This is a genomic window from Streptomyces sp. NPDC029152, from assembly GCF_055564355.1.
The window spans coordinates 22,468-40,747 of sequence record NZ_JBVHWR010000027.1 but is presented as its reverse complement, the minus strand read 5'-3'; the positions used below and the strand labels follow the sequence as shown (position 1 = coordinate 40,747).

Below are 18,280 nucleotides of genomic sequence, written 5' to 3'. Positions count from 1 at the left end.
ATGGCGACCCCGGAGGAGGACGCCGGCACCCACGTCGAGGCCGGCATGCGCCGGCTGGAGGGGTACCTGCTGTGGCAGTCGGAGGTGGAGCGGGCGCGGGCCGACGCCGAGGAGACGGCGGACAGGCTCGACTGGCTGACCTCCGCCCAGCGCGAAGCAGTCGTCTCCGCGCTGACGGAGCGGCGGCTGCTCCTGGCGCGGCAGTACCTGGAACGCACGGCACGCCGGGCGCAGGAGCTGAGGGAGGAGTACGAGCAGCGGTACGCCGAACTGAAGACGCGGCTGTTCGCCCTGACACTGACCGGGCTCGTGGTGGCCGTGTTCGTCCTGTGCCTGATCGTGTGAGCGCGGAGGCGCCGCCGCCGGCCCGCGGGGAATCAGCCGAGGCGGCGGACCGGGGTGCCGGCGAGGTAGGCCTCGATGGCCTCGACCGCCTGGCCGTAGTACGTGGCGTAGTTGCGGTGGGAGACGTAGCCGAGGTGCGGGGTGGCCAGCAGGCGGGGGGCGGTGCGCATCGGGTGGCCGGCGGGCAGGGGCTCGGTGTCGAAGACGTCGACCGCCGCGCCGGCGATCCGGGCCTCGTGCAGGGCGGTGAGCAGCGCCTCCTGGTCGACGAGGGCCGAGCGGGAGGTGTTGACCAGGTACGCGGTCGGCTTCATCAGGGCCAGTTCGGGGGCGCCCAGAATGCCCCGGGTGGTGTCGCCCAGGACCAGGTGGAGCGAGACGAAGTCGCTGGTGCGCAGCAGCTCCTCCTTCGACGGTGCCAGTTCGGTGCCCGCCTCGTCCGTGCGTTCCTTGGTGAGGTTCGGGCTCCAGGCCGTGACCTCCATGCCGAAGGCGAGGCCCACCCGCGCCACCCTGCTGCCGATCTTGCCGAGTCCGAGCAGGCCGAGGCGGCGGCCGTGCAGGTCCGCGCCGACCGTCGACTGCCACGGGCCGCCCGCGCGCAGGGCGTTGTTCTCCGGCACGATGCCGCGGGCCAGCCCGAGGAGGAGCGCCCAGGTCAGTTCCACCGGCGGGGTGGGGGAGCTCTGCGTGCCGCAGACCGTGACGCCGCCCCGCTCGGCGGCCGCGTGGTCGATGACGGAGTTGCGCATGCCGGACGCGACGATCAGCTTCAGGCGGGGGAGCCGGCCGAGGAGGGAGGCGGGGAACGGGACGCGTTCGCGCAGGGTCACCACGATGTCGAAGTCCGCGAGGGCCTCGGCCAGTTCGTCCTCGGTGGCGAAGTGCCGGGTGAAGGCGGTGACCTCCACCCGGTCGCCGACCGGGCTCCAGTCGGCGACGGTGGTGGCGATGTCCTGGTAGTCGTCGAGCACGGCGCAGCGCAGGCGCATGTCAGCCCTTTCCGGTGAGGCCGGTGTCTCCGCCGCGGGGTGGGCGGGGGTCTTCGGATTGTCCGGCACGACGCTGTGGCCGGACCCGTTCCCACGTCCGGTGCAGTGCCGGGGCGACGGCGGCCGGGAGGGCGAGTACGAAGACCGCCAGGCCGATGAGGACGACCGGGTTCACCCAGCCGGGCACCAGCTCGGTGCCCACGCCGTTCGACGTGACGCACTGCGCGCTGACCGGCAGGGTCATCCGGGTCACCACGTGATCGCCCGGCGCACCGGCGGCGGCGCACATCTGGTCGGGGTCCAGGAGGTAGAAGCCCTGGTTCACGCCGTACGCGTAGGCACCCAGGGCCGCCGATCCGGCCAGCACGGCCAGCAGAGCGCACGGCACGGCGCCGGGCATGCGCAGCCCGTTCCCCGGCTCCCGGCGCCACGCCCGCACGGCGAGCGCCCCCGCGGCGCCCAGGACGACGAACGGCGTCAGGAACGGCGCGAGGAGCAGGGTCAGGAAGAGGAAGGCTGCCACGTCTGCTCGGACCTCCCGCACCGGTGATCGGTTCCGCCGTCCGCGTCCGGGACGCCGGCCGTGCTGCGAAGGGCGGGTCAGTGGTGCCAGGCGTGGCCGCCCGTGTTGTGGATGAGGCGTTGGAGGACCTTCATGGTGGTCAGGTACTCCTCGTCGGAGATTCCGGCGTGGCGTTCCGTCCACAGGTCGGTCTGGAGGGCGGCCGCCTTCTCGTAGAAGGCGCCGCCCTCGGGCGTGAGGGTCAGGCGGCCGTCGGCGTGCTCGGTGACCCAGCCCGCGTCGATCGTCGCGTCGATCTCCGACTCCATCGTCTCCGGGCCCGCGTCGAGGTAGCCGCGCAGGACGCGGGAGACCTCGGCGCGGGTCTTCGGGGTGTCCGCGCGGGCGACCTGGGCGAGCACCCACCACTGGGGCTGGGTCGTGCCGATCCCGGCGAGGGCGGTGCGGGTGCGGGTGACGACGGCCTTGTAGGCCGCCCACGTCCAGTAGCCGGCGGGCTGCCGGATCAGTTCGGCGTCGCTGTGCGAGTAGTCCATGGCGCCGACCGTAGAAGCTCAAGCTTGGTCGAGGTCAAGCCTTCCCGGGGCCGACTCCGCGTCGGCAAAGGCACGGCGGGGGCGGGCGTAGCGTAGGTGGTATGACGACGTACGGATCCTTTCCCGGCACCCGGCCCCGGCGGCTGCGGACCACTCCCGTCATGCGTCGGATGGTCGCCGAGACCCGGCTGCATCCCGCCGACCTCATCCTCCCCGCCTTCGTGCGCGAGGGCGTGAGCGAGCCGGTGCCGATCGAGGCGATGCCCGGGGTCGTGCAGCACACCCGGGACAGCCTGAAGAAGGCCGCCGCCGAGGCGGTCGAGGCCGGGATCTCCGGGATCATGCTGTTCGGCGTGCCGGAGGAGGCCAAGAAGGACGCCGCCGGGACGGCCGGGACCGACCCGGACGGGATCCTCCAGGTCGCCCTGCGGGACGTGCGGGCCGAGGTCGGGGACGAGCTGCTCGTCATGTCCGACCTGTGCCTCGACGAGTTCACCGACCACGGGCACTGCGGTGTGCTCGACGCCGAGGGCCGGGTCGACAACGACGCGACGCTGGAGCGGTACGCCGAGATGGCGCAGGTCCAGGCCGACGCGGGCGCCCACGTGGTCGGTCCCAGCGGGATGATGGACGGACAGATCGGCGTCATCCGCGACGCCCTCGACCAGATCGGCCGGGAGGACGTCGCGATCCTCGCCTACACCGCGAAGTACGCGTCCGCCTTCTACGGGCCCTTCCGCGAGGCCGTCGGTTCCTCGCTCAAGGGCGACCGCAAGACCTACCAGCAGGACGGCGCCAACGTGCGCGAGTCGATGCGGGAGCTGGCACTCGACCTGGAGGAGGGCGCCGACATGGTGATGGTCAAGCCGGCCGGCCCCTACCTCGACATCCTGGCCAAGGTCGCCGAGGCCGTGGACGTGCCCGTCGCCGCCTACCAGATCTCCGGCGAGTACTCGATGATCGAGGCCGCCGCGGAGAAGGGCTGGATCGACCGCGACCGGGCCATCCTGGAGACGCTCACCGGCATCAAGCGGGCCGGCGCGCGCAACATCCTGACCTACTGGGCCACCGAGGTCGCTCGCACCCTGCGCTGAGCGACCTCGCCCGGTGCTTCGTGCAGGGGGTGCGGGGACCCCTTCAGAAGCCGAGGGCGGCGTCCACGTCGGTCTGCCAGTAGGTGACCGTCAGCGCGGTGTCGACGTACACGCCGCCGGCGGGCAGGGCGACCGTGGCGATGGAGCCGTCCTCGAAGGGGATCGTGAGGGTGCTCGTCTCGTAGCCGTTCTCACCGCTGCCGTCGCCGGACGACAGCAGCACCCCGGCGTACCCGGCCTCGCCGGGGGCGACCCCGGTCAGCGACTGCGGCTTGGTCGACTCCGCGACCGGCGGCACGGCCTGGGCCTCGCCGAAGCGGGCCGCCGGGTACGGCGGCAGCATGCAGGTCTTCGAGCCGGTGTTGGTGGCGGTCAGCAGCAGGTGGTTGAGCGGGCGGGACAGCTTCTGCGCGGTGATCCTCACGTCGGACGCGGAGCACTTGCCGGGCATGTCGTCCTCGGCGCCGCCGCCCTGGGCGCCGCCGCCGTTGCCGCCGGCCGCTCCGGAGGCGCCGGACGAGCCGGAGGCGCCGGACGAGCCGGAGACGCCGGACGAGCCGGAGGTGTCGGACGAGCCGCCCCTGCCGCCCGAGGTGCCGGTGCCGGAGGAGCCGTCGGACCCGCCGGAGCCCGTGGACGAGCCCGTCGTGCCGGGCGAGGCCTTGTCACCGCCCGTGGAGGCGGAGGCGCCGGCGGACGGGGCGGCCTGTCCCGTGGCGGTCGCGGAGGCGGTCGGACCGCTCTCCGCGCTCGTGTCCGAACCTCCCTCACAGGCGGTCAGGGCGAGTGCGGCCAGGGCGACCGTGGTGGCGGCGAACAGGCGGGTGCGGGTGGTGCGTGCGGACATGAAGGGGCCCCGTTCCGGTGGAAGTTGGGTGAGCCGCTCGACCGTTCGCCGGGAGCGGCTGCTTGGATGACCACAGCTTGGGTCCCGGGTCGTCCCGTGCGCCAGCAGCGCCGCGACATGCGGGACAATGGGACGCCGGGAACGGCTCTGACCTGGGGAAACAGTGTCCCTCTGGGACGCGGTGCGGGGATGCGGGGAGAGGGAGAGACGGTGGCTGGGGACGACTTCGCGGAACTGCTGCGGGAGCTCAAGGAGCGGTCCGGGCTCAGTTTCGGCACATTGGGCAAGCGGTTGCACATGAGCGCGTCCACCTTGCACCGGTACGTCAGCGGGGAGGTCGTTCCCGTCGAGTTCGCGCCCGTCGAGCGCCTGGCCCGGGTGTGCCGGGCGACCCCCGAGGAACTGCTCGAACTCCACCGCCGCTGGATCCGCGCGGACGCGCTGCGCGGCGTGAAGAAGGCAGAGGAGAAGGCGGGGGAGAAGGCTGCGGGGAAGACCGGGGAGAAGGCTGCGGGGAAGGCCGGGGAGAAAGCGGGGGGCCAGGCCGCGGGGGAGGCGGGCACCGGCGCGGGGGCGGAAGCGCGGCCCCGGCCGCCGGAGGCCGTGACGGAAGAAGCCGCCGTGACCGAGGCCGCCGGGACCGCGGAGGCCGGTGGCGCCGGGACCGCGGAGGTCGGTGGCGCCGGTACCGCGGAGGCTGGTGGCGCCGGTACCGCGGAGGCCGGTGGCGCCGGGACCGCCGAGGTCGGTGGCGCCGGTGCCGCGGAGGAGAGCGGATCCCCGGTCTCGCCCGCACCGGCCGCGCCGCCCGCACCCGGCGCCCCGTTCACCCCGGCCGGCCCGCCCGCGCCGTCCCGCCCGGCCGGGGCACGCCGTCGGGTGCCGCGTGCCGCCCTGTACGCCGCGACCGGCGTCGTCGTCATCGCCGGTGCCGTGACGCTCGTGGCGAACCTCGTGTCGGGCACCGGTGGCGACGACGGACGGCGCGGTCCGGCCGGGGTCGCCGAGGCCGCCGTGTCGCCCTCCGCCCCGGCGTCCGAGGCCGCCACCCGGTCGGCGTCGCCCAGCGCGAGCGCCTCCGCCTCCGCCTCGGCGTCCGCCTCCCCGTCCCCGCGCCCCTCCGTCTCCCTCTCCGCCTCGGCGTCCGCGACGCGCGGGAGCACGGCCGTGCCGAGCCGCCGCGCCCCCGCCGGCGGCCCGGCGCTCACCGTGTCGACCACCCCGTACTACTGGGACTCCCCCTGCGACCACGCCTTCCTGGTCGACCGCAGTCCGCAGAACGTGCTGCCCCCGCCCCCGCAGCAGGACGCGGTCGGCTGGGCCACCGCCTACGGCGCGGTCTCCGCGAACCGGCAGACGGTCGTCCTCACCGTGCAGGGCACCGGCGAGGAGACCGTGGTCCTCAAGGACCTGCACGTCCGCGTGGTGAACAGCGCGCCGGCGCTGGACTGGAACCAGTACGTGATGGGCAACGGCTGCGGCGGCGGGGTGGACACCGCCGCCTTCGACGTCTCGCTCGACCTGGGAACCCCGCTGGCGATGCCGGTCGCGGGGCAGCGGGACTTCCCGTACAAGGTCACCGAGTCCGACCCCGAGGTGTTCTACGTCAAGGCGCACACCAGCGGTCACGACGTGAGCTGGTACCTGGAGCTGGAGTGGTCGAGCGGCGACCGGGAGGGGACCCTGCGCGTCGACGATCACGGCAAGCCGTTCCGCACCAGCGCCTCGAAGGACGCGTCCTACTACGCGTACCCCCTCGGCAGCCACGCCTGGGAGTGGGTCGAGGGGACCTGACCGGCCCCGGCCGGCAGGGTGTCCGCATCACGGAAACGTCCTTGTAGACGGCACGTACTTGCCTAGGCTGCGGGCATGACAGTGACTCAGGCCCCCGCCGCCACCGCATCCCTGCCGCCGCTCGCCGCGCGGGCCCGGTCGATCGGGGGTTCGCCCGTACGGGACATCCTCGCCGTCACCGCCCGCCCCGAGGTGATCAACTTCGCGGGCGGGCTGCCGGCCCCCTCGTTGTTCGACGCGGAGGGCATCGCCGCCGCGTACCGGGCCGTCCTCACCGAGGCGCCCGCGCGGGCACTCCAGTACTCCACCACCGAGGGCGAGCCCGCGCTGCGGGCCGCGCTCGCCGCCCGTACCTCGGCGCGCGGACTGGACACCGACGCCGACGACGTCCTGGTCACCACCGGCTCGCAGCAGGCACTGTCCCTGCTCGCCACCGCCCTGATCGAGCCGGGCGACACGGTCCTCGTCGAGAGCCCCTGCTACCTGGCCGCCCTCCAGGCCTTCGGCTTCGCGGGCGCCCGGGTGATCGCGGTGCCCGGTGACGAGGACGGGGTGGACCCCGTGGCGCTGGAGGAGCTGGTGGTGCGCGAGCGGCCCAAGCTGCTCTACACCGTGCCCACCTTCTCGAACCCGACGGGCCGCACCATGCCCGCCGCCCGCCGTGCCGCCGTCGCCGAGGTCGCCGGCCGGTGCGGGCTGTGGATCGTCGAGGACGACCCGTACGGGGAGCTGCGCTTCGAGGGCGAGCGGGTGCCGTGGATCGCCTCCCACGAGGGCGCCCGGGACCGCACCGTGCTGCTGGGCTCCTTCTCCAAGGTGATGGCGCCCGGCCTGCGCCTGGGCTGGCTGCGGGCGCCCGCCGGGCTGCGCCGGGCCTGCGCGGTCGCCAAGCAGGCCGCCGACCTGCACACCCCGACCGTCAACCAGCTCGCCGCCGCCCGGTACCTGGCCGACAGCGACCTGGACGCCCACGTCGCCCGCGTCGCCGCCGCCTACGGGGAGCGCCGGGACGCCATGCTCGCGGGCCTGGCGGACGCGCTCCCGGCGGGGTCGGTGTGGACCCGGCCCGAGGGCGGGATGTTCCTCTGGGTCCGCCTGCCCGAGGGCCACGACACCGCGGCCCTCCTCCCCGAGGTGGTCCGCCACGACGTGGCGTACGTCCCCGGCGCCCCCTTCTACGCCGGTGCCCCCGACCGCGCCACGATGCGGCTGTGCTTCGTCACCCAGACGCCGGACGAGATCGCCGAGGGGCTGCGCAGGCTGGGGGAGGCGCTGGGGGGCTGACCCCGTCGGCCTAGGACCAAAGACGGGGCCCGGGTCCGGCCGTGGTCGGCGGACGGGGAGGGCGGTGCGTCCCTAGGGTGGCCGTATGGCTGACAGCGCACCGACCACACCGTTCGACCTCGACGCGTACCTCGGGCGGATCGGCTGGGAGGGGGAACGGCGGCCCGACGCGGACACGCTGAGCGGCGTGCACCTCGCCCATCTGCGGGCCGTCCCGTTCGAGAACCTCGACGCCCTGGGCGGCAGGGCCCCCTCCCTCGACCCCGGCGACCTGATGGCCAAGCTGGTCCGCGGGCGGCGGCGCGGCGGCTACTGCTACGAGCACAACACCCTCTTCGCGCTCGCCCTGGAGGCGCTCGGCTTCCGGGTGACCCGGCTGACCGCCCGGGTCGTCGTCGGCGCCGACCGGTTCGAGGACCGGCCCCGCACCCACATGGCCCTGCTGGCCGAGGTCCCGGGCGAGCCGCTGCCGTACCTGGCCGACGTCGGCTTCGGCGCCGTCGGGTCCCTGCTGGAGCCGGTGCCACTGGTCGCGGACACCGAGTTCCACGACGCCGGGCGCCGGCACCGGCTGGTGCACGCACCGCGGCGGGGGCCGCTGGAGACGTGGGTGCTCGAGGCGCACGGGGCGTCCGCGGAGGCCGGCTGGCAGGCGCAGTACGCCTTCACGGTGGAGCCGTTCGAGCAGCCCGACTACGAGGTCATCAACTGGCACATCGCCACGAACCCCCGGTCGCCCTTCTCCCGCCGCCCCTACGTGCAGCGCCTCACGGCGGACGGGCACCTGCTGCTCGACGGCGACCGCGTCACCGCGACCCGTACCGAGGACGTGGGGCCGGGCAGGGTCAGGGTCACGATCGAGGAGCGCGAGCTGCAGGACGAGGCCGAGGCCCGTCGTGTGCTGGCGGAGGACTTCGGCATCGACGCGCCCGGGGGACTGCGGCTGCTCGGCTGACGCGACGCGTCGGCGACCGGTTCCGGAAGGACGCGTGGGGTTCCGGTGGTTTATGTGAAGCATCCGGGGACAGGCAACCAGGCGTTGTGCAACACCAGTTCGGGCACCCGGAGTGGTGCCCGCCACACAAGGGGGAGGCATCCGTGCGTACCCGCACCGGATGGCGGCGTGCCCTGCTCGGCACGCTGGCGAGCCTGACGGCGACCATCGGCCTGACGGCCGGACTGTCCGCGCCCGCCGCGGCGGCGACCGGGACACCGGTGGCCGTCACCAAGTACAGCCACACCAGCGCACCCGGCGACTGGGTCGGTCAGGGCGGAAGCGTCGCCCTCACGCCCAGGACGGCGGACATCACCGTGTCCGGGGAGAGGGAGGCGCTGACCGTCCGGATCGAGAACGAGACCGACTGGTGGACCGTCGAACTCGCCGCTCCGCAGGGCGAGAAGCTCCACCCCGGGGTCTACCGCGGCGCGGAACGGGCGTCCTCGCGCACCGGACGGGCCCCGGGCCTCGACGTCAGCGGCGACTCGCGCGGCTGCAACCGGGTCTACGGACAGTTCTCGGTCAACCAGATCGAGGCGGACGCGACCGGTGCGATCACCGTGCTGGACGCGACCTACACGCAGCGCTGCGAGGCGGCCGACGCCCCGGTCCTCAAGGGCGTCGTCAAGTACCGCGCCTACCCGCTGTCCTTCACCTACGCCAGCGAGCCCGGCGACTACCCCGGCCAGGGCAGGAGCGGCACCCACACCGGCGCCACCAGCCTCTTCTCGCTCCAGGAGTGGGGCGTCGGCGGCCTCCAGTACGACGTGTCCGGCAAGCGCGAGACCTGGTCCGCCCTGCTCGTCCCGCCGGCCGGCGAGAGCTTCGAGGCCGGACGCACCTACCGGACGGAACGCGGCAACGGACCCGGCGTGGCCGGCCTCGACGTGTCCGGCTTCGGCGGCTGCAACGCCAGTGAGGGGTCCCTGACCCTCACCAGGCTGGCCCGCGGCGAGGACGGTACGGTCACCGCCTTCGCCGCCACGTTCGTCCAGCACTGCGAGGGCGCCGAGCCGGCGCTGCGCGGAACGATCCACTACTACGCCTGACGCCCCACGGGCGGGCCGGGGCGTCCCGGCCCGTCCGCTCAGAGCCGCTCGGGCGTCCTGATGCCCAGCAGGGCCATGCCCCGGTGCAGGGTGCGGGCCGTGACGTCGCACAGGAACAGGCGGTTCTCCACCTGCTCGGGCGTCTCGGCCTTCAGGACCGGGCACTTGTCGTAGAAGGACGTGTACAGGGACGCGAGCTGGTAGAGGTAGGCCGTCAGCTTGTGCGGGGCGTACTCCGCGGCCGCCTCGAAGACCGTGTCCCCGAACGCGTCCAGGTGCAGGCCCAGCGCCCGCTCCGCGTCGTGCAGGCCCAGCTCCGGGTGGGCGGCGGGGCGGACCTCGCCGGCCTTGCGCAGGATCGACTGGATCCGGGCGTAGGCGTACTGGAGGTAGACGGACGTGTCGCCGTTGAGCGACACCATCTGGTCCAGGTCGAACTTGTAGTCGCGGTTCGGCGACGTCGATAGGTCCGCGTACTTGACGGCCCCGATGCCGACCTGCGCGGCCCGCTCCCGGATCTCCTCCTCGGTGAGGTCCTGCGCCTTCTCCCGGACGACCTCCGCGGCCCGCTGCACCGCCTCGTCCAGCAGGTCCTCCAGCCGTACGGTCTCGCCCTCGCGCGTCTTGAAGGGCTTGCCGTCCGCGCCGAGCACCGTGCCGTAGCCCATGTTGTGCGCGGTGACGTCGTCGTTCAGCCAGCCGGCCCGGCGGGCCGTCTCGAAGACCATCCTGAAGTGGAGCGACTGGCGTACGTCGACGACGTACAGCAGCGTGGTCGCGTGCAGGTCGAGGACGCGGTTGCGGATCGCGGTCAGGTCGGACGCCGCGTAGCCGAAGCCGCCGTCGGCCTTCTGCACGATCAGCGGGACCGGCTGGTCGTCCTTGCCGCGGATCTCGTCGAAGAACACCACGAGCGCGCCCTCGGAGCGCACCGCGACACCCATCTCCTCCAGGAGGCGGGCGGTCTCGGGCATGCCCTCGTTGTACGCGGACTCGCCGACGATCTCCTCGTCGCGGATCTCCATGTCGAGCTTCTCGAAGACGGAGTAGAAGTAGACCTTCGACTCGTCCACGAACTGCTGCCACAGTTCGAGCGTCTCCTTGTCACCGGACTGGAGGGCGACGACCCGCCTGCGGGCCCGGTCCTTGAACTCCTCGTCCGAGTCGAAGAGCGCACGCGACGCCTTGTACACGCGGTTCAGGTTGCTCATGGCCTGCTCGCCGTCGACGTCGGCCGCGGGGGCCAGCTCGCCGGGGTGCTCGAACAGGTACTGGATGAGCATGCCGAACTGGGTGCCCCAGTCGCCGATGTGGTGCCGGCCGATCGTCTTCTCGCCGGTGAAGTCGAGCATGCCGCGCAGGGCGTCGCCGATGACCGCCGACCGCAGGTGGCCGACGTGCATCTCCTTCGCCACGTTCGGCTGGGCGTAGTCGACGACCGTGACGCCCGGGTCCTCCTTCAGCGGCACGCCGAGGCGCTCGCCGTCCGCGTACCGCGCGGCGAGGTTCCCGGTGATCGCCCGGTCGCCGATCGTGATGTTCAGGAAGCCGGGCCCGGAGACCTCGACGTCCGCGATCAGGTCGCCGGTGGTGATGTGCGAGACGACCTCGGCCGCCAGCTCCCGCGGGTTCGCCTTGGACTTCTTGGCCAGGGCGAGGATGCCGTTGGCCTGGTAGTCCGCCCGGTCGCTTCGTCGCAGCAGCGGGTCGACGCCGGCGGCCTCCGGCCGGGTGGCCGTCAGGGCGGACGCGAGGTGCTGCTGGACGGAGTCGCTGAGGGACGTGACCGAGGCCATGGAGGGGTTCGCCGTTCTGCTCGGGTTCCGGAAGTACTACGGAACCCGAGTATCCCACGCGGTGAAAAGCGGTTTTCGCGGATGCGGGCCGGGCTGGGAGAATGGAGCGGTCAGCCGTGCGAGCGCACCGGCTGTCCGAGCAGGACTTCAGGAAACTCCAGAGAACTTCGGGAAAGAGGACGTGCCGATCGTGGCTCAGAGCACAGAGACCACCGACTGGGTCTCCCGTTTCGCGGACGAGGTCATCGCCGAGTCGGAGCGTCGTGCCCCGGGCAAACCGGTCGTCGTCGCGTCCGGACTCTCCCCCTCCGGTCCCATCCACCTGGGCAACCTGCGCGAGGTCATGACCCCGCACCTGGTCGCCGACGAGATCCGCCGCCGCGGCCACGACGTCCGGCACCTGATCTCCTGGGACGACTACGACCGGTACCGCAAGGTGCCGGCCGGCGTTCCCGGCGTCGACGGGAGCTGGGCCGAGCACATCGGCAAGCCCCTGACCTCGGTCCCGGCCCCCGAGGGCTCCCCGTACCCGAACTGGGCGGAGCACTTCAAGGCCGCCATGGTCGAGGCGCTGGCCGACCTCGGCGTGGAGTTCGACGGGATCAGCCAGACCGCGCAGTACACCTCCGGCGTCTACCGCGAGCAGATCCTGCACGCCATGAAGCACCGGCAGGACATCGACGCGATCCTCGCCCAGTACCGGACCAAGAAGGCCCCGGCGAAGAAGCAGCAGCAGAAGCCGGTCGACGAGGCCGAGCTGGAGGCCGCCGAGGGCTCCGGCGCCGCCGCCGAGGACGACGGCAGCTCCGGCTCCGCCGGGTACTTCCCGTACAAGCCCTACTGCGGCAACTGCGAGAAGGACCTGACGACGGTCACCGCGTACGACGACGACTCGACCGAGCTGACGTACGCCTGCACCGCGTGCGGCTTCTCCGAGACGGTCCGGCTGAACGAGTTCAACCGCGGCAAGCTGGTCTGGAAGGTCGACTGGCCGATGCGGTGGGCGTACGAGGGCGTGGTCTTCGAGCCGAGCGGTGTCGACCACTCGTCCCCCGGGTCGTCGTTCCAGGTCGGCGGGCAGATCGTCGGCATCTTCGGCGGCAAGCAGCCGATCGGTCCGATGTACGCCTTCGTCGGCATCAGCGGCATGGCGAAGATGTCCTCGTCCAAGGGCGGCGTGCCCACCCCGGGCGACGCGCTGCGGATCATGGAGCCGCAGCTGCTGCGCTGGCTGTACGCGCGCCGCAGGCCCAACCAGTCCTTCAAGATCGCCTTCGACCAGGAGATCCAGCGGCTCTACGACGAGTGGGACCGCCTGGACGCCAAGGTGGCCGACGGCAGCGCGCTGCCCGCCGACGTCGCCGCGCACGCGCGTGCCGTGCGCACGGCCGCCGGTGAGCTGCCGCGGACGCCCAGGCCGCTGCCGTACCGGACGCTCGCGTCCGTGGCCGACATCACCGCCGGCCACGAGGACCAGGCGCTGCGCATCCTCAGCGAGCTCGACCCGGCCGACCCGCTGGGCTCGCTGGACGAGGCCCGGCCGCGCTACGACAAGGCCGAGGCGTGGATCAACACCCACGTCCCCGCCGACCAGCGCACCATCGTCCGCGACGAGCCCGACGCCGAGCTGCTCAAGTCCCTCGACGAGCCGTCCCGGGCCTCGCTGCGGCTGCTGCTCGACGGACTCGCCGAGCACTGGTCGCTGGACGGCCTCACCCACCTCGTCTACGGCGTGCCCAAGGTCCAGGCCGGGTTCTCCGCCGACGCCACGCCGAAGGAACTGCCGCCGGAGATCAAGACCGCCCAGCGGACCTTCTTCGCGCTGCTGTACCACCTGCTCGTCGGCCGCGACACCGGCCCGCGCCTGCCCACGCTGCTGCTGGCGGTCGGGCAGGACCGGGTGCGGACCCTGCTCGGGGAGTAGGTCCGCCGGCCGGCACGTGGAAGGGGGCGCCCGGCTTCGGCCGGGCGCCCCCTTCCACGTGCGTGACGCCCTGCGGTCCCGGGCGTGCCCCCGTGCTCAGCGGGTCAGCGCGAAGCCCGCGAAGAGGACGCCGACCAGGCAGACCGCGAAGAAGGCGAGGTGCCGGCGCGGCGGCCTGATGTGGTCCGTCGCCTCGCCCCTGCGCCACCGTTCGAGGATCTCCCCGAACATCCTCCGCTGGGGGAGCAGGCCCAGGACCAGGCCGATGTGGGCGCACGAGTACATGACGAGCGCCCCGGCCAGGCCTATGCCCTGGGACCGGCAGACGACGACCAGGAACGCGCCGCCCACGACCATGACGGTCGGGAAGGCGATGCGGAACCCCCGCAGGGGGATCCAGCTGCCCAGGACGTAACCGGACAGGGCGGTGGAGGCCGCGGCCAGCAGCCACAGCCAGCCGATGGGTACGGACGTGAGCATGAGAGGTGCCTTTCTGCACCGGTGGGGGGCCGGTCCGGACGTCCGGACCGGCCCCCCACCGGCCGGATCAGCGGTCGGCTGTCATCCTGCGATCACCCGAAAAGGGAACTCAGCGTACCCGTGATGGGCGAGATGATGTCGCTGCCGAGCTGCGTGACCCGCTTGGCGACGGGCGACACCACGCCCTCCAGCGTGGCCCCGATCCACTTGGACTGGCCGAACGTGAGCAGGCCCAGGCTCGTTCCGACGAGGGAGCCCGCGAACTCGGCGCTGCCGAAGCCGTGCTCGATGCCCGTGAACAGCGTGCTGAGCCCGGCCGAGCCCAGGGACACCCAGCCGGAGATGCCCGCGGCGAGGGCGACGGCCGGCGCGAACGGACCGGTCCACGGGGCGATGAAGGCGAGGCCCGCGGCGAGGAATCCGGAACCGATACTGATCCAGTTGAACGCGTCGGCGTAGAACTGGGCGTCGTTCCACCATTCGTCGCTGTCGCCGCCGCTGCCGCCCGAGTTGGTCTTGTCGTGGGTCGGGCTGTCGGCGGGGTTCTTCCCCTCCTCCCTCGCCTTCTTCGCCGCCTCGGCGGCCTTGCGCGCGGCCTCCGCCGCCTCCGCCCTGCGCTTCTCGGCGACGATGCGGCGTGCGTCGGTGGCCGCCGCCGCGGCCGCCTGCGCGTCCCTGCCCGCGGCGATCGCGGACTGGCGCGCGCTGTTGGCCGAGGCCTGGGCGCTGTAGGAGGAGCGCAGGGCGCTGCGGGCGGAGTCGATGGCCCGGTTCGCCGAGTAGTTGGCCGCACGGCCGGCCTTGCGGGCCGTTGCCGCCGCCGCCTTGGCCCGGTTGGCGGACGCCTGGGCGGCCTGGGCGGACTTGTCCGCGTCGTCGGCGTTCTGCCTGGCCTGTGCGGCGTAGGTGTCGGCCTGCTTCGCGGAGGCGATCGCCGCGTTCGCCCACTCCTTGGCCTTGTCCGCCGCGTTGCGCGCCTCGGCGGCGGCCTTCGACGCGAGTTGCGCGTCCTCCTGCGCCTTGTAGGCGATCTTCGCGGCCGCGGCGATCGCGCCACGCATCGCGGCGATGTGCGTGGCCGAGTCGTGGTCGAGCTGAGCGGCCTTGTGCTGCGCGAGGGCGATGAAGTTCCGGCGCATCCACGTCGGGCCCTCGAGGGCGACCTCGGCGTAGGCCTTCGTGTAGATGCCGCCGGAGTTGAGCAGAGCCGCCGTGGCGACCCCGTCGTCGTCCCGCTGCGCGTCGGCGAGCGCGCTCTCGAAGAAGTGCCGCAGGGCCTGGGGGGTGTTCGCGTCGAGCGCGGCGTTGGCCGCGGCCTTGACGGCCTGTCCGGGGCTGGTGGACAGGATCGTGGCGATGCTGACGCGGTAGTCGTCGGCCGCGGCCGCGACGAGACCGTCGGTCAGGAACGCCTTCACGGCTCCGGCGGTCCCGCTCGTGAGCGCCTCGTGTACGGCGGTCCCGACCTCGGCGGAGCCCACCTCCGCGATGTGCAGGGCGGTCTCCCGGTCGTCCTGCTCCTCGGCGAGGGCCCGGTCGGCGTCGATCCAGGCGTGGATGTCCGCATCCGTTCCGGCCAGGGCGAACTGGGCGGCCTCACGGGCCCAGGCGCCCTTCGCGGCGGCCATGCCCATGGCCGCCTTGCGGCCCAGTGTGGCGGCCAGCGCGAGGTCACCGTCCGCCAGCGCCTTCTCGGCGCTCGCGATGCGCTCCTTGAGGTCCTGCGCGGTCTGCTGGTCCTGGGTGCGCAGGTTCGCCGCTGCCGCTCGCTCCTCGGCTTCCGCCTGGGCGAGCAGTCTGGCCTCCTCCAGGCCGTCTTTCTTGTCCTCCTCCAGGCGGGCCACCTCCGCCTCCCGGGCCGCCTGCTCCACCGCCTGCGCGTCCGCGACGGCCTTGGTGGCGGTCTCGGCGGCCTTGATCGCCTCGGCCGCGTGCGCGGTGGACTTGTTGGCGTAGTCGATGGCCTGACCCGCGTACTTGACCGCTTCCTCGGCCGCGTCGGCAGCCTTGTCGGCGTGTGCCGCCGCGGAGTTCGCGGCGTCGCGTGCGGCGCGTGCCGCCGTGGCCGCCTTGTTGGCCAGGGCCTGGGCCGTGGAGGCGGCGTTGGTGGCGCGGTTGGCGGCGGCGTTCGCGATGGCGGCCTGGCGCTTGGCCTCCGCGGCCTCGGACTGGGCGGCGCCGGCCGCGGAGGCGGCCTGTGCGGAGGCGCTGGCGGCGGCGGCCGCGTTGCGGGCGGCGGACGCGGCGGCGGACCCGGCGCCGGCCGCCTGCGAGGCCGCGGTGGCCGCGTAGTCGGCGGCCTTCGCCGCAGTACGGGCCCGTGCGGCACCGTTGCGGGCGGCGATCGCGGCGTTCTTCGCCGCACTGGCCTTGGACGCGTCCTTGGAGGCCGCGATCGCCGCGCTGTACGCGCGGGCCGCGGCGTTGCCCGCGGTCGCGGCGGCCTGGGCGGCGGCGGTGGCGGCGTACGAGGCGCGGCGCGAGGCGGTGACCGCGGTCTGGGAGGCGCTGATGGCGCTGCGGGCGGCCTTCGCCGCGCCCTGGGCGGCGCTTGCGGCCTTGCGGGCGGCGGCGCCGGACTTGGCCACGTCGTCCTTGGCCGCCGCGGCCTCCGCCGCGGCCTTCTCGGCCGCTTCCTTGGCCTTCTCCGCGGCCGTCTTGGCCCGCTCGGAGGCTTCCACGGCGAGGTCGGTCTCCGCCTGGGCGCGCTTGCCCTCGCGCTCCACGACGGCGACCAGTTCCTCGATGGTCGCGGCCTCCTGGTCGCGGGCGCGCGCGATGTGCTGCCCGGTGTCCAGGAACCACTCCACCTCCTGCCGGGTGCCGCTGAGCGCGCGGTCCGCGTACTTGCGGACCTCCGGGCCGCCGGACACGAGCATGGTGGAGACCTCCACCCGCATGTCCTCCTCGCGGGCGGTGAACCGGCCCTCGGTCAGGAAGTCCACGAGGGCCTGCTCGGTACCGGCGTCCAGGGCCGCGGAGGCCTCGCGCCTGACCCCCTGGCCGCCGGTGGCCGAGACCGTGGCCGTGGCCACCTGGAGGTCCTCCAGCAGGGCGGACTTGAAGCCGCCGTCGAGGAAGGCGGACACCGCGCTGTCACCGCCGTCCAGGGCCGCGGACGCCTCACGGCGCAGTCCCACGCCCGATCTGGAGAGGTAGGTGGCCACCGCGACGCGATTGTCCTCCGCCGCGACCTTCGGAAGGGTCGTGGCGAGGAACGTCTGTATGTCCGTGTCCGTGCCGTACAGCGCGTCCGCCGCGGCGGCCCTGGTCGCCTCACCGCCCGTCAGCCACGCCCGGACCACCTTGGCCCGGTCGGTGTCCGGAAGTTCGAAGGGCCGGGGCGGCTCGTCCGCCGTCTCCGCGGCGCGGGCCGGCAGGGTCAGTACTCCTGGCGTGGCGGCGGCGGCCGTGACGGCGGCGAGGGTGCCGAGCAGGCGCCGTCGGCTCCAGAACACTGTCTCCATGGGGATGTCGTCCTCCAGGTAAGTGCCACAGCGGCACTCTGCGGAAATCGAACGTGACGCGGCCCCCTAGCCATTCACATTTCTTACGAGCCGTCAATTGGCTTTTGCCGCAGAAGGGTTGTGCCGATGCGGGGGAGGTCCTTTTCGGCCGCTTCGGCCAGGTTGCGCGCGGATTCTTCTCAAACCCTCTCGGAACAGCACCAGACGGAAGTACTCGCGTCATGTCGACAATGCCAAGTGAATCGCCACGAGACCTTCGCGAGTTGCTCCACGATCTCCCCGGAGAGTGACACTAGTCACACGGTTGGTTGAACTCGCGTCCTCTTTGGGCTGGTTGGCGACATGGACAGACGGTGAAGGTGTCGGTTGCATGTGGTGGTGAGTGGCTTGTGCACGGACACGCCCAAGCCAACTCCCCCTTGCACGTGATGGCGAAGTGGAAGCCTTTGCCGAGCATTTCGGCGTTGTGGGCGTCCTCGGTCCGGACGTGTCTTTGGAGTGCCGTTCCCTTCGTCATGAAGCGTGGCGCCCGGGGAGCGGAAACGACGATTTTTGGAGCATGATGAAGGCTCGCGCCGAATCCGGGGAAACCACGGAAAGCAAGCAGCGGAAAAGATTCCTCGTGCGTACGCTCGCAGCCGCGGCGGCGGCCGGTGCCCTGGCGTGGGCGGGCCTGTCGGGCGCGTTCACCGGTGCCGTCGCTCCCGCCCAGGACCGTGACGCGTCGACGGTCGCCGACGACGCGCCCGGCTACGCGGTCGAGGACTTCAACTACCCCGGCGCCGACAAGATCCTGGCCGAGCAGGGGATCGTGCTCAAGCGCGGTGACGGGCACATCACTCTCGTCGACTGCGCCGGCGGTACGGGTTACATCCAGGTCCTGGCCCGGCAGCGCGCCGGCGTGGTCTGTTTCAAGGTCGTGGGCGACTCCGGCTGGCTGACCCTGGAGATGCCCTCCGTCTACTCCATGCGGGGCAACGACTACACCACCCAGGTCGACATGACGGTGGGCACCGAGGAGAAGTCCTTCGACCTCGAGAAGAACACCTGGACCGCCGTCGGCCAGAGCGCGGACGAACAGGGCCGCGAGCACATGCTCGTGGAGATCCGCTCCGTCAAGTAGGCACCCCGCAGCACGAACAGAGGACTCGA

Annotated in this window: 15 protein-coding genes; 8 read left to right on the top strand and 7 right to left on the bottom strand. The window is 72.8% G+C overall.

Annotation, left to right across the window (positions count from 1 at the left end):
• Entirely contained in the window at positions 1-345 is a 345-nt protein-coding gene (locus ACZ4V6_RS33360; RefSeq protein WP_467834599.1) for a hypothetical protein, read from the top strand.
• A 32-nt stretch (positions 346-377) separates the two neighbouring features.
• Here the strand turns inward: ACZ4V6_RS33360 and ACZ4V6_RS33355 are convergent, their stop codons facing one another.
• The 3 genes from ACZ4V6_RS33355 to ACZ4V6_RS33345 all read right to left on the bottom strand — a co-directional run bounded on the left by ACZ4V6_RS33355 (position 378) and on the right by ACZ4V6_RS33345 (position 2,396).
• Complete coding sequence (locus ACZ4V6_RS33355) at positions 378-1,337, bottom strand: D-2-hydroxyacid dehydrogenase family protein (protein WP_467834597.1); 960 nt, start codon at positions 1,335-1,337, stop codon at positions 378-380.
• Between the two features lies 1 nt (position 1,338).
• A complete protein-coding gene (locus tag ACZ4V6_RS33350; protein ID WP_467834595.1) occupies positions 1,339-1,860 on the bottom strand; it encodes a hypothetical protein in 522 nt (173 codons plus the stop codon).
• Positions 1,861-1,937: 77 nt separating this feature from the next.
• A complete protein-coding gene (locus tag ACZ4V6_RS33345; protein WP_467834593.1) occupies positions 1,938-2,396 on the bottom strand; it encodes a MarR family winged helix-turn-helix transcriptional regulator in 459 nt (152 codons plus the stop codon).
• Positions 2,397-2,497: 101 nt separating this feature from the next.
• Here ACZ4V6_RS33345 and hemB point away from each other — a divergent pair, with 101 nt between their 5' ends.
• Positions 2,498-3,490: a porphobilinogen synthase gene (gene hemB / locus ACZ4V6_RS33340; protein WP_467834591.1), complete on the top strand. Its 993-nt coding sequence runs from the start codon at positions 2,498-2,500 to the stop codon at positions 3,488-3,490.
• A gap of 43 nt (positions 3,491-3,533) precedes the next feature.
• Here hemB and ACZ4V6_RS33335 read toward each other — a convergent pair whose 3' ends face one another.
• Positions 3,534-4,337 carry a DUF4232 domain-containing protein gene (locus ACZ4V6_RS33335; RefSeq protein WP_467834589.1) on the bottom strand — a complete coding sequence of 268 codons (804 nt, stop codon included), beginning with the start codon at positions 4,335-4,337 and terminating at the stop codon, positions 3,534-3,536.
• Positions 4,338-4,547: 210 nt separating this feature from the next.
• Between ACZ4V6_RS33335 and ACZ4V6_RS33330 the strand changes: the two genes are divergently transcribed.
• From ACZ4V6_RS33330 to ACZ4V6_RS33315, 4 genes are all read left to right on the top strand, one after another.
• The gene (locus ACZ4V6_RS33330; RefSeq protein ID WP_467834587.1) at positions 4,548-6,131 is read left to right on the top strand and encodes a helix-turn-helix domain-containing protein; all 1,584 of its coding nucleotides are present in this window, start codon (positions 4,548-4,550) and stop codon (positions 6,129-6,131) included.
• 75 nt (positions 6,132-6,206) lie between these two features.
• Positions 6,207-7,415 carry an aminotransferase-like domain-containing protein gene (locus ACZ4V6_RS33325; RefSeq protein ID WP_467834585.1) on the top strand — a complete coding sequence of 403 codons (1,209 nt, stop codon included), beginning with the start codon at positions 6,207-6,209 and terminating at the stop codon, positions 7,413-7,415.
• An 85-nt stretch (positions 7,416-7,500) separates the two neighbouring features.
• The gene (locus tag ACZ4V6_RS33320) at positions 7,501-8,370 is read left to right on the top strand and encodes an arylamine N-acetyltransferase family protein (RefSeq protein WP_467834583.1); all 870 of its coding nucleotides are present in this window, start codon (positions 7,501-7,503) and stop codon (positions 8,368-8,370) included.
• A 143-nt stretch (positions 8,371-8,513) separates the two neighbouring features.
• Positions 8,514-9,461 carry a hypothetical protein gene (locus ACZ4V6_RS33315; protein WP_467834581.1) on the top strand — a complete coding sequence of 316 codons (948 nt, stop codon included), beginning with the start codon at positions 8,514-8,516 and terminating at the stop codon, positions 9,459-9,461.
• A gap of 38 nt (positions 9,462-9,499) precedes the next feature.
• Here ACZ4V6_RS33315 and argS read toward each other — a convergent pair whose 3' ends face one another.
• Positions 9,500-11,257, bottom strand: coding sequence for an arginine--tRNA ligase (gene argS / locus ACZ4V6_RS33310; RefSeq protein ID WP_467834579.1), 1,758 nt, complete (start codon positions 11,255-11,257; stop codon positions 9,500-9,502).
• Positions 11,258-11,438: 181 nt separating this feature from the next.
• Here argS and lysS point away from each other — a divergent pair, with 181 nt between their 5' ends.
• Positions 11,439-13,181, top strand: coding sequence for a lysine--tRNA ligase (gene lysS, locus ACZ4V6_RS33305; RefSeq protein WP_467834578.1), 1,743 nt, complete (start codon positions 11,439-11,441; stop codon positions 13,179-13,181).
• Positions 13,182-13,277: 96 nt separating this feature from the next.
• Here lysS and ACZ4V6_RS33300 read toward each other — a convergent pair whose 3' ends face one another.
• Together ACZ4V6_RS33300 and ACZ4V6_RS33295 are read right to left on the bottom strand one after the other, a co-directional pair.
• The gene (locus ACZ4V6_RS33300) at positions 13,278-13,661 is read right to left on the bottom strand and encodes a hypothetical protein (RefSeq protein WP_467834576.1); all 384 of its coding nucleotides are present in this window, start codon (positions 13,659-13,661) and stop codon (positions 13,278-13,280) included.
• Positions 13,662-13,753: 92 nt separating this feature from the next.
• Positions 13,754-17,128, bottom strand: coding sequence for an ALF repeat-containing protein (locus ACZ4V6_RS33295; protein WP_467834574.1), 3,375 nt, complete (start codon positions 17,126-17,128; stop codon positions 13,754-13,756).
• 622 nt (positions 17,129-17,750) lie between these two features.
• Between ACZ4V6_RS33295 and ACZ4V6_RS33290 the strand changes: the two genes are divergently transcribed.
• Positions 17,751-18,251, top strand: a complete 501-nt coding sequence (locus ACZ4V6_RS33290; protein WP_467834573.1) for a hypothetical protein — start codon at positions 17,751-17,753, stop codon at positions 18,249-18,251.
• Positions 18,252-18,280 lie beyond the last annotated feature (29 nt).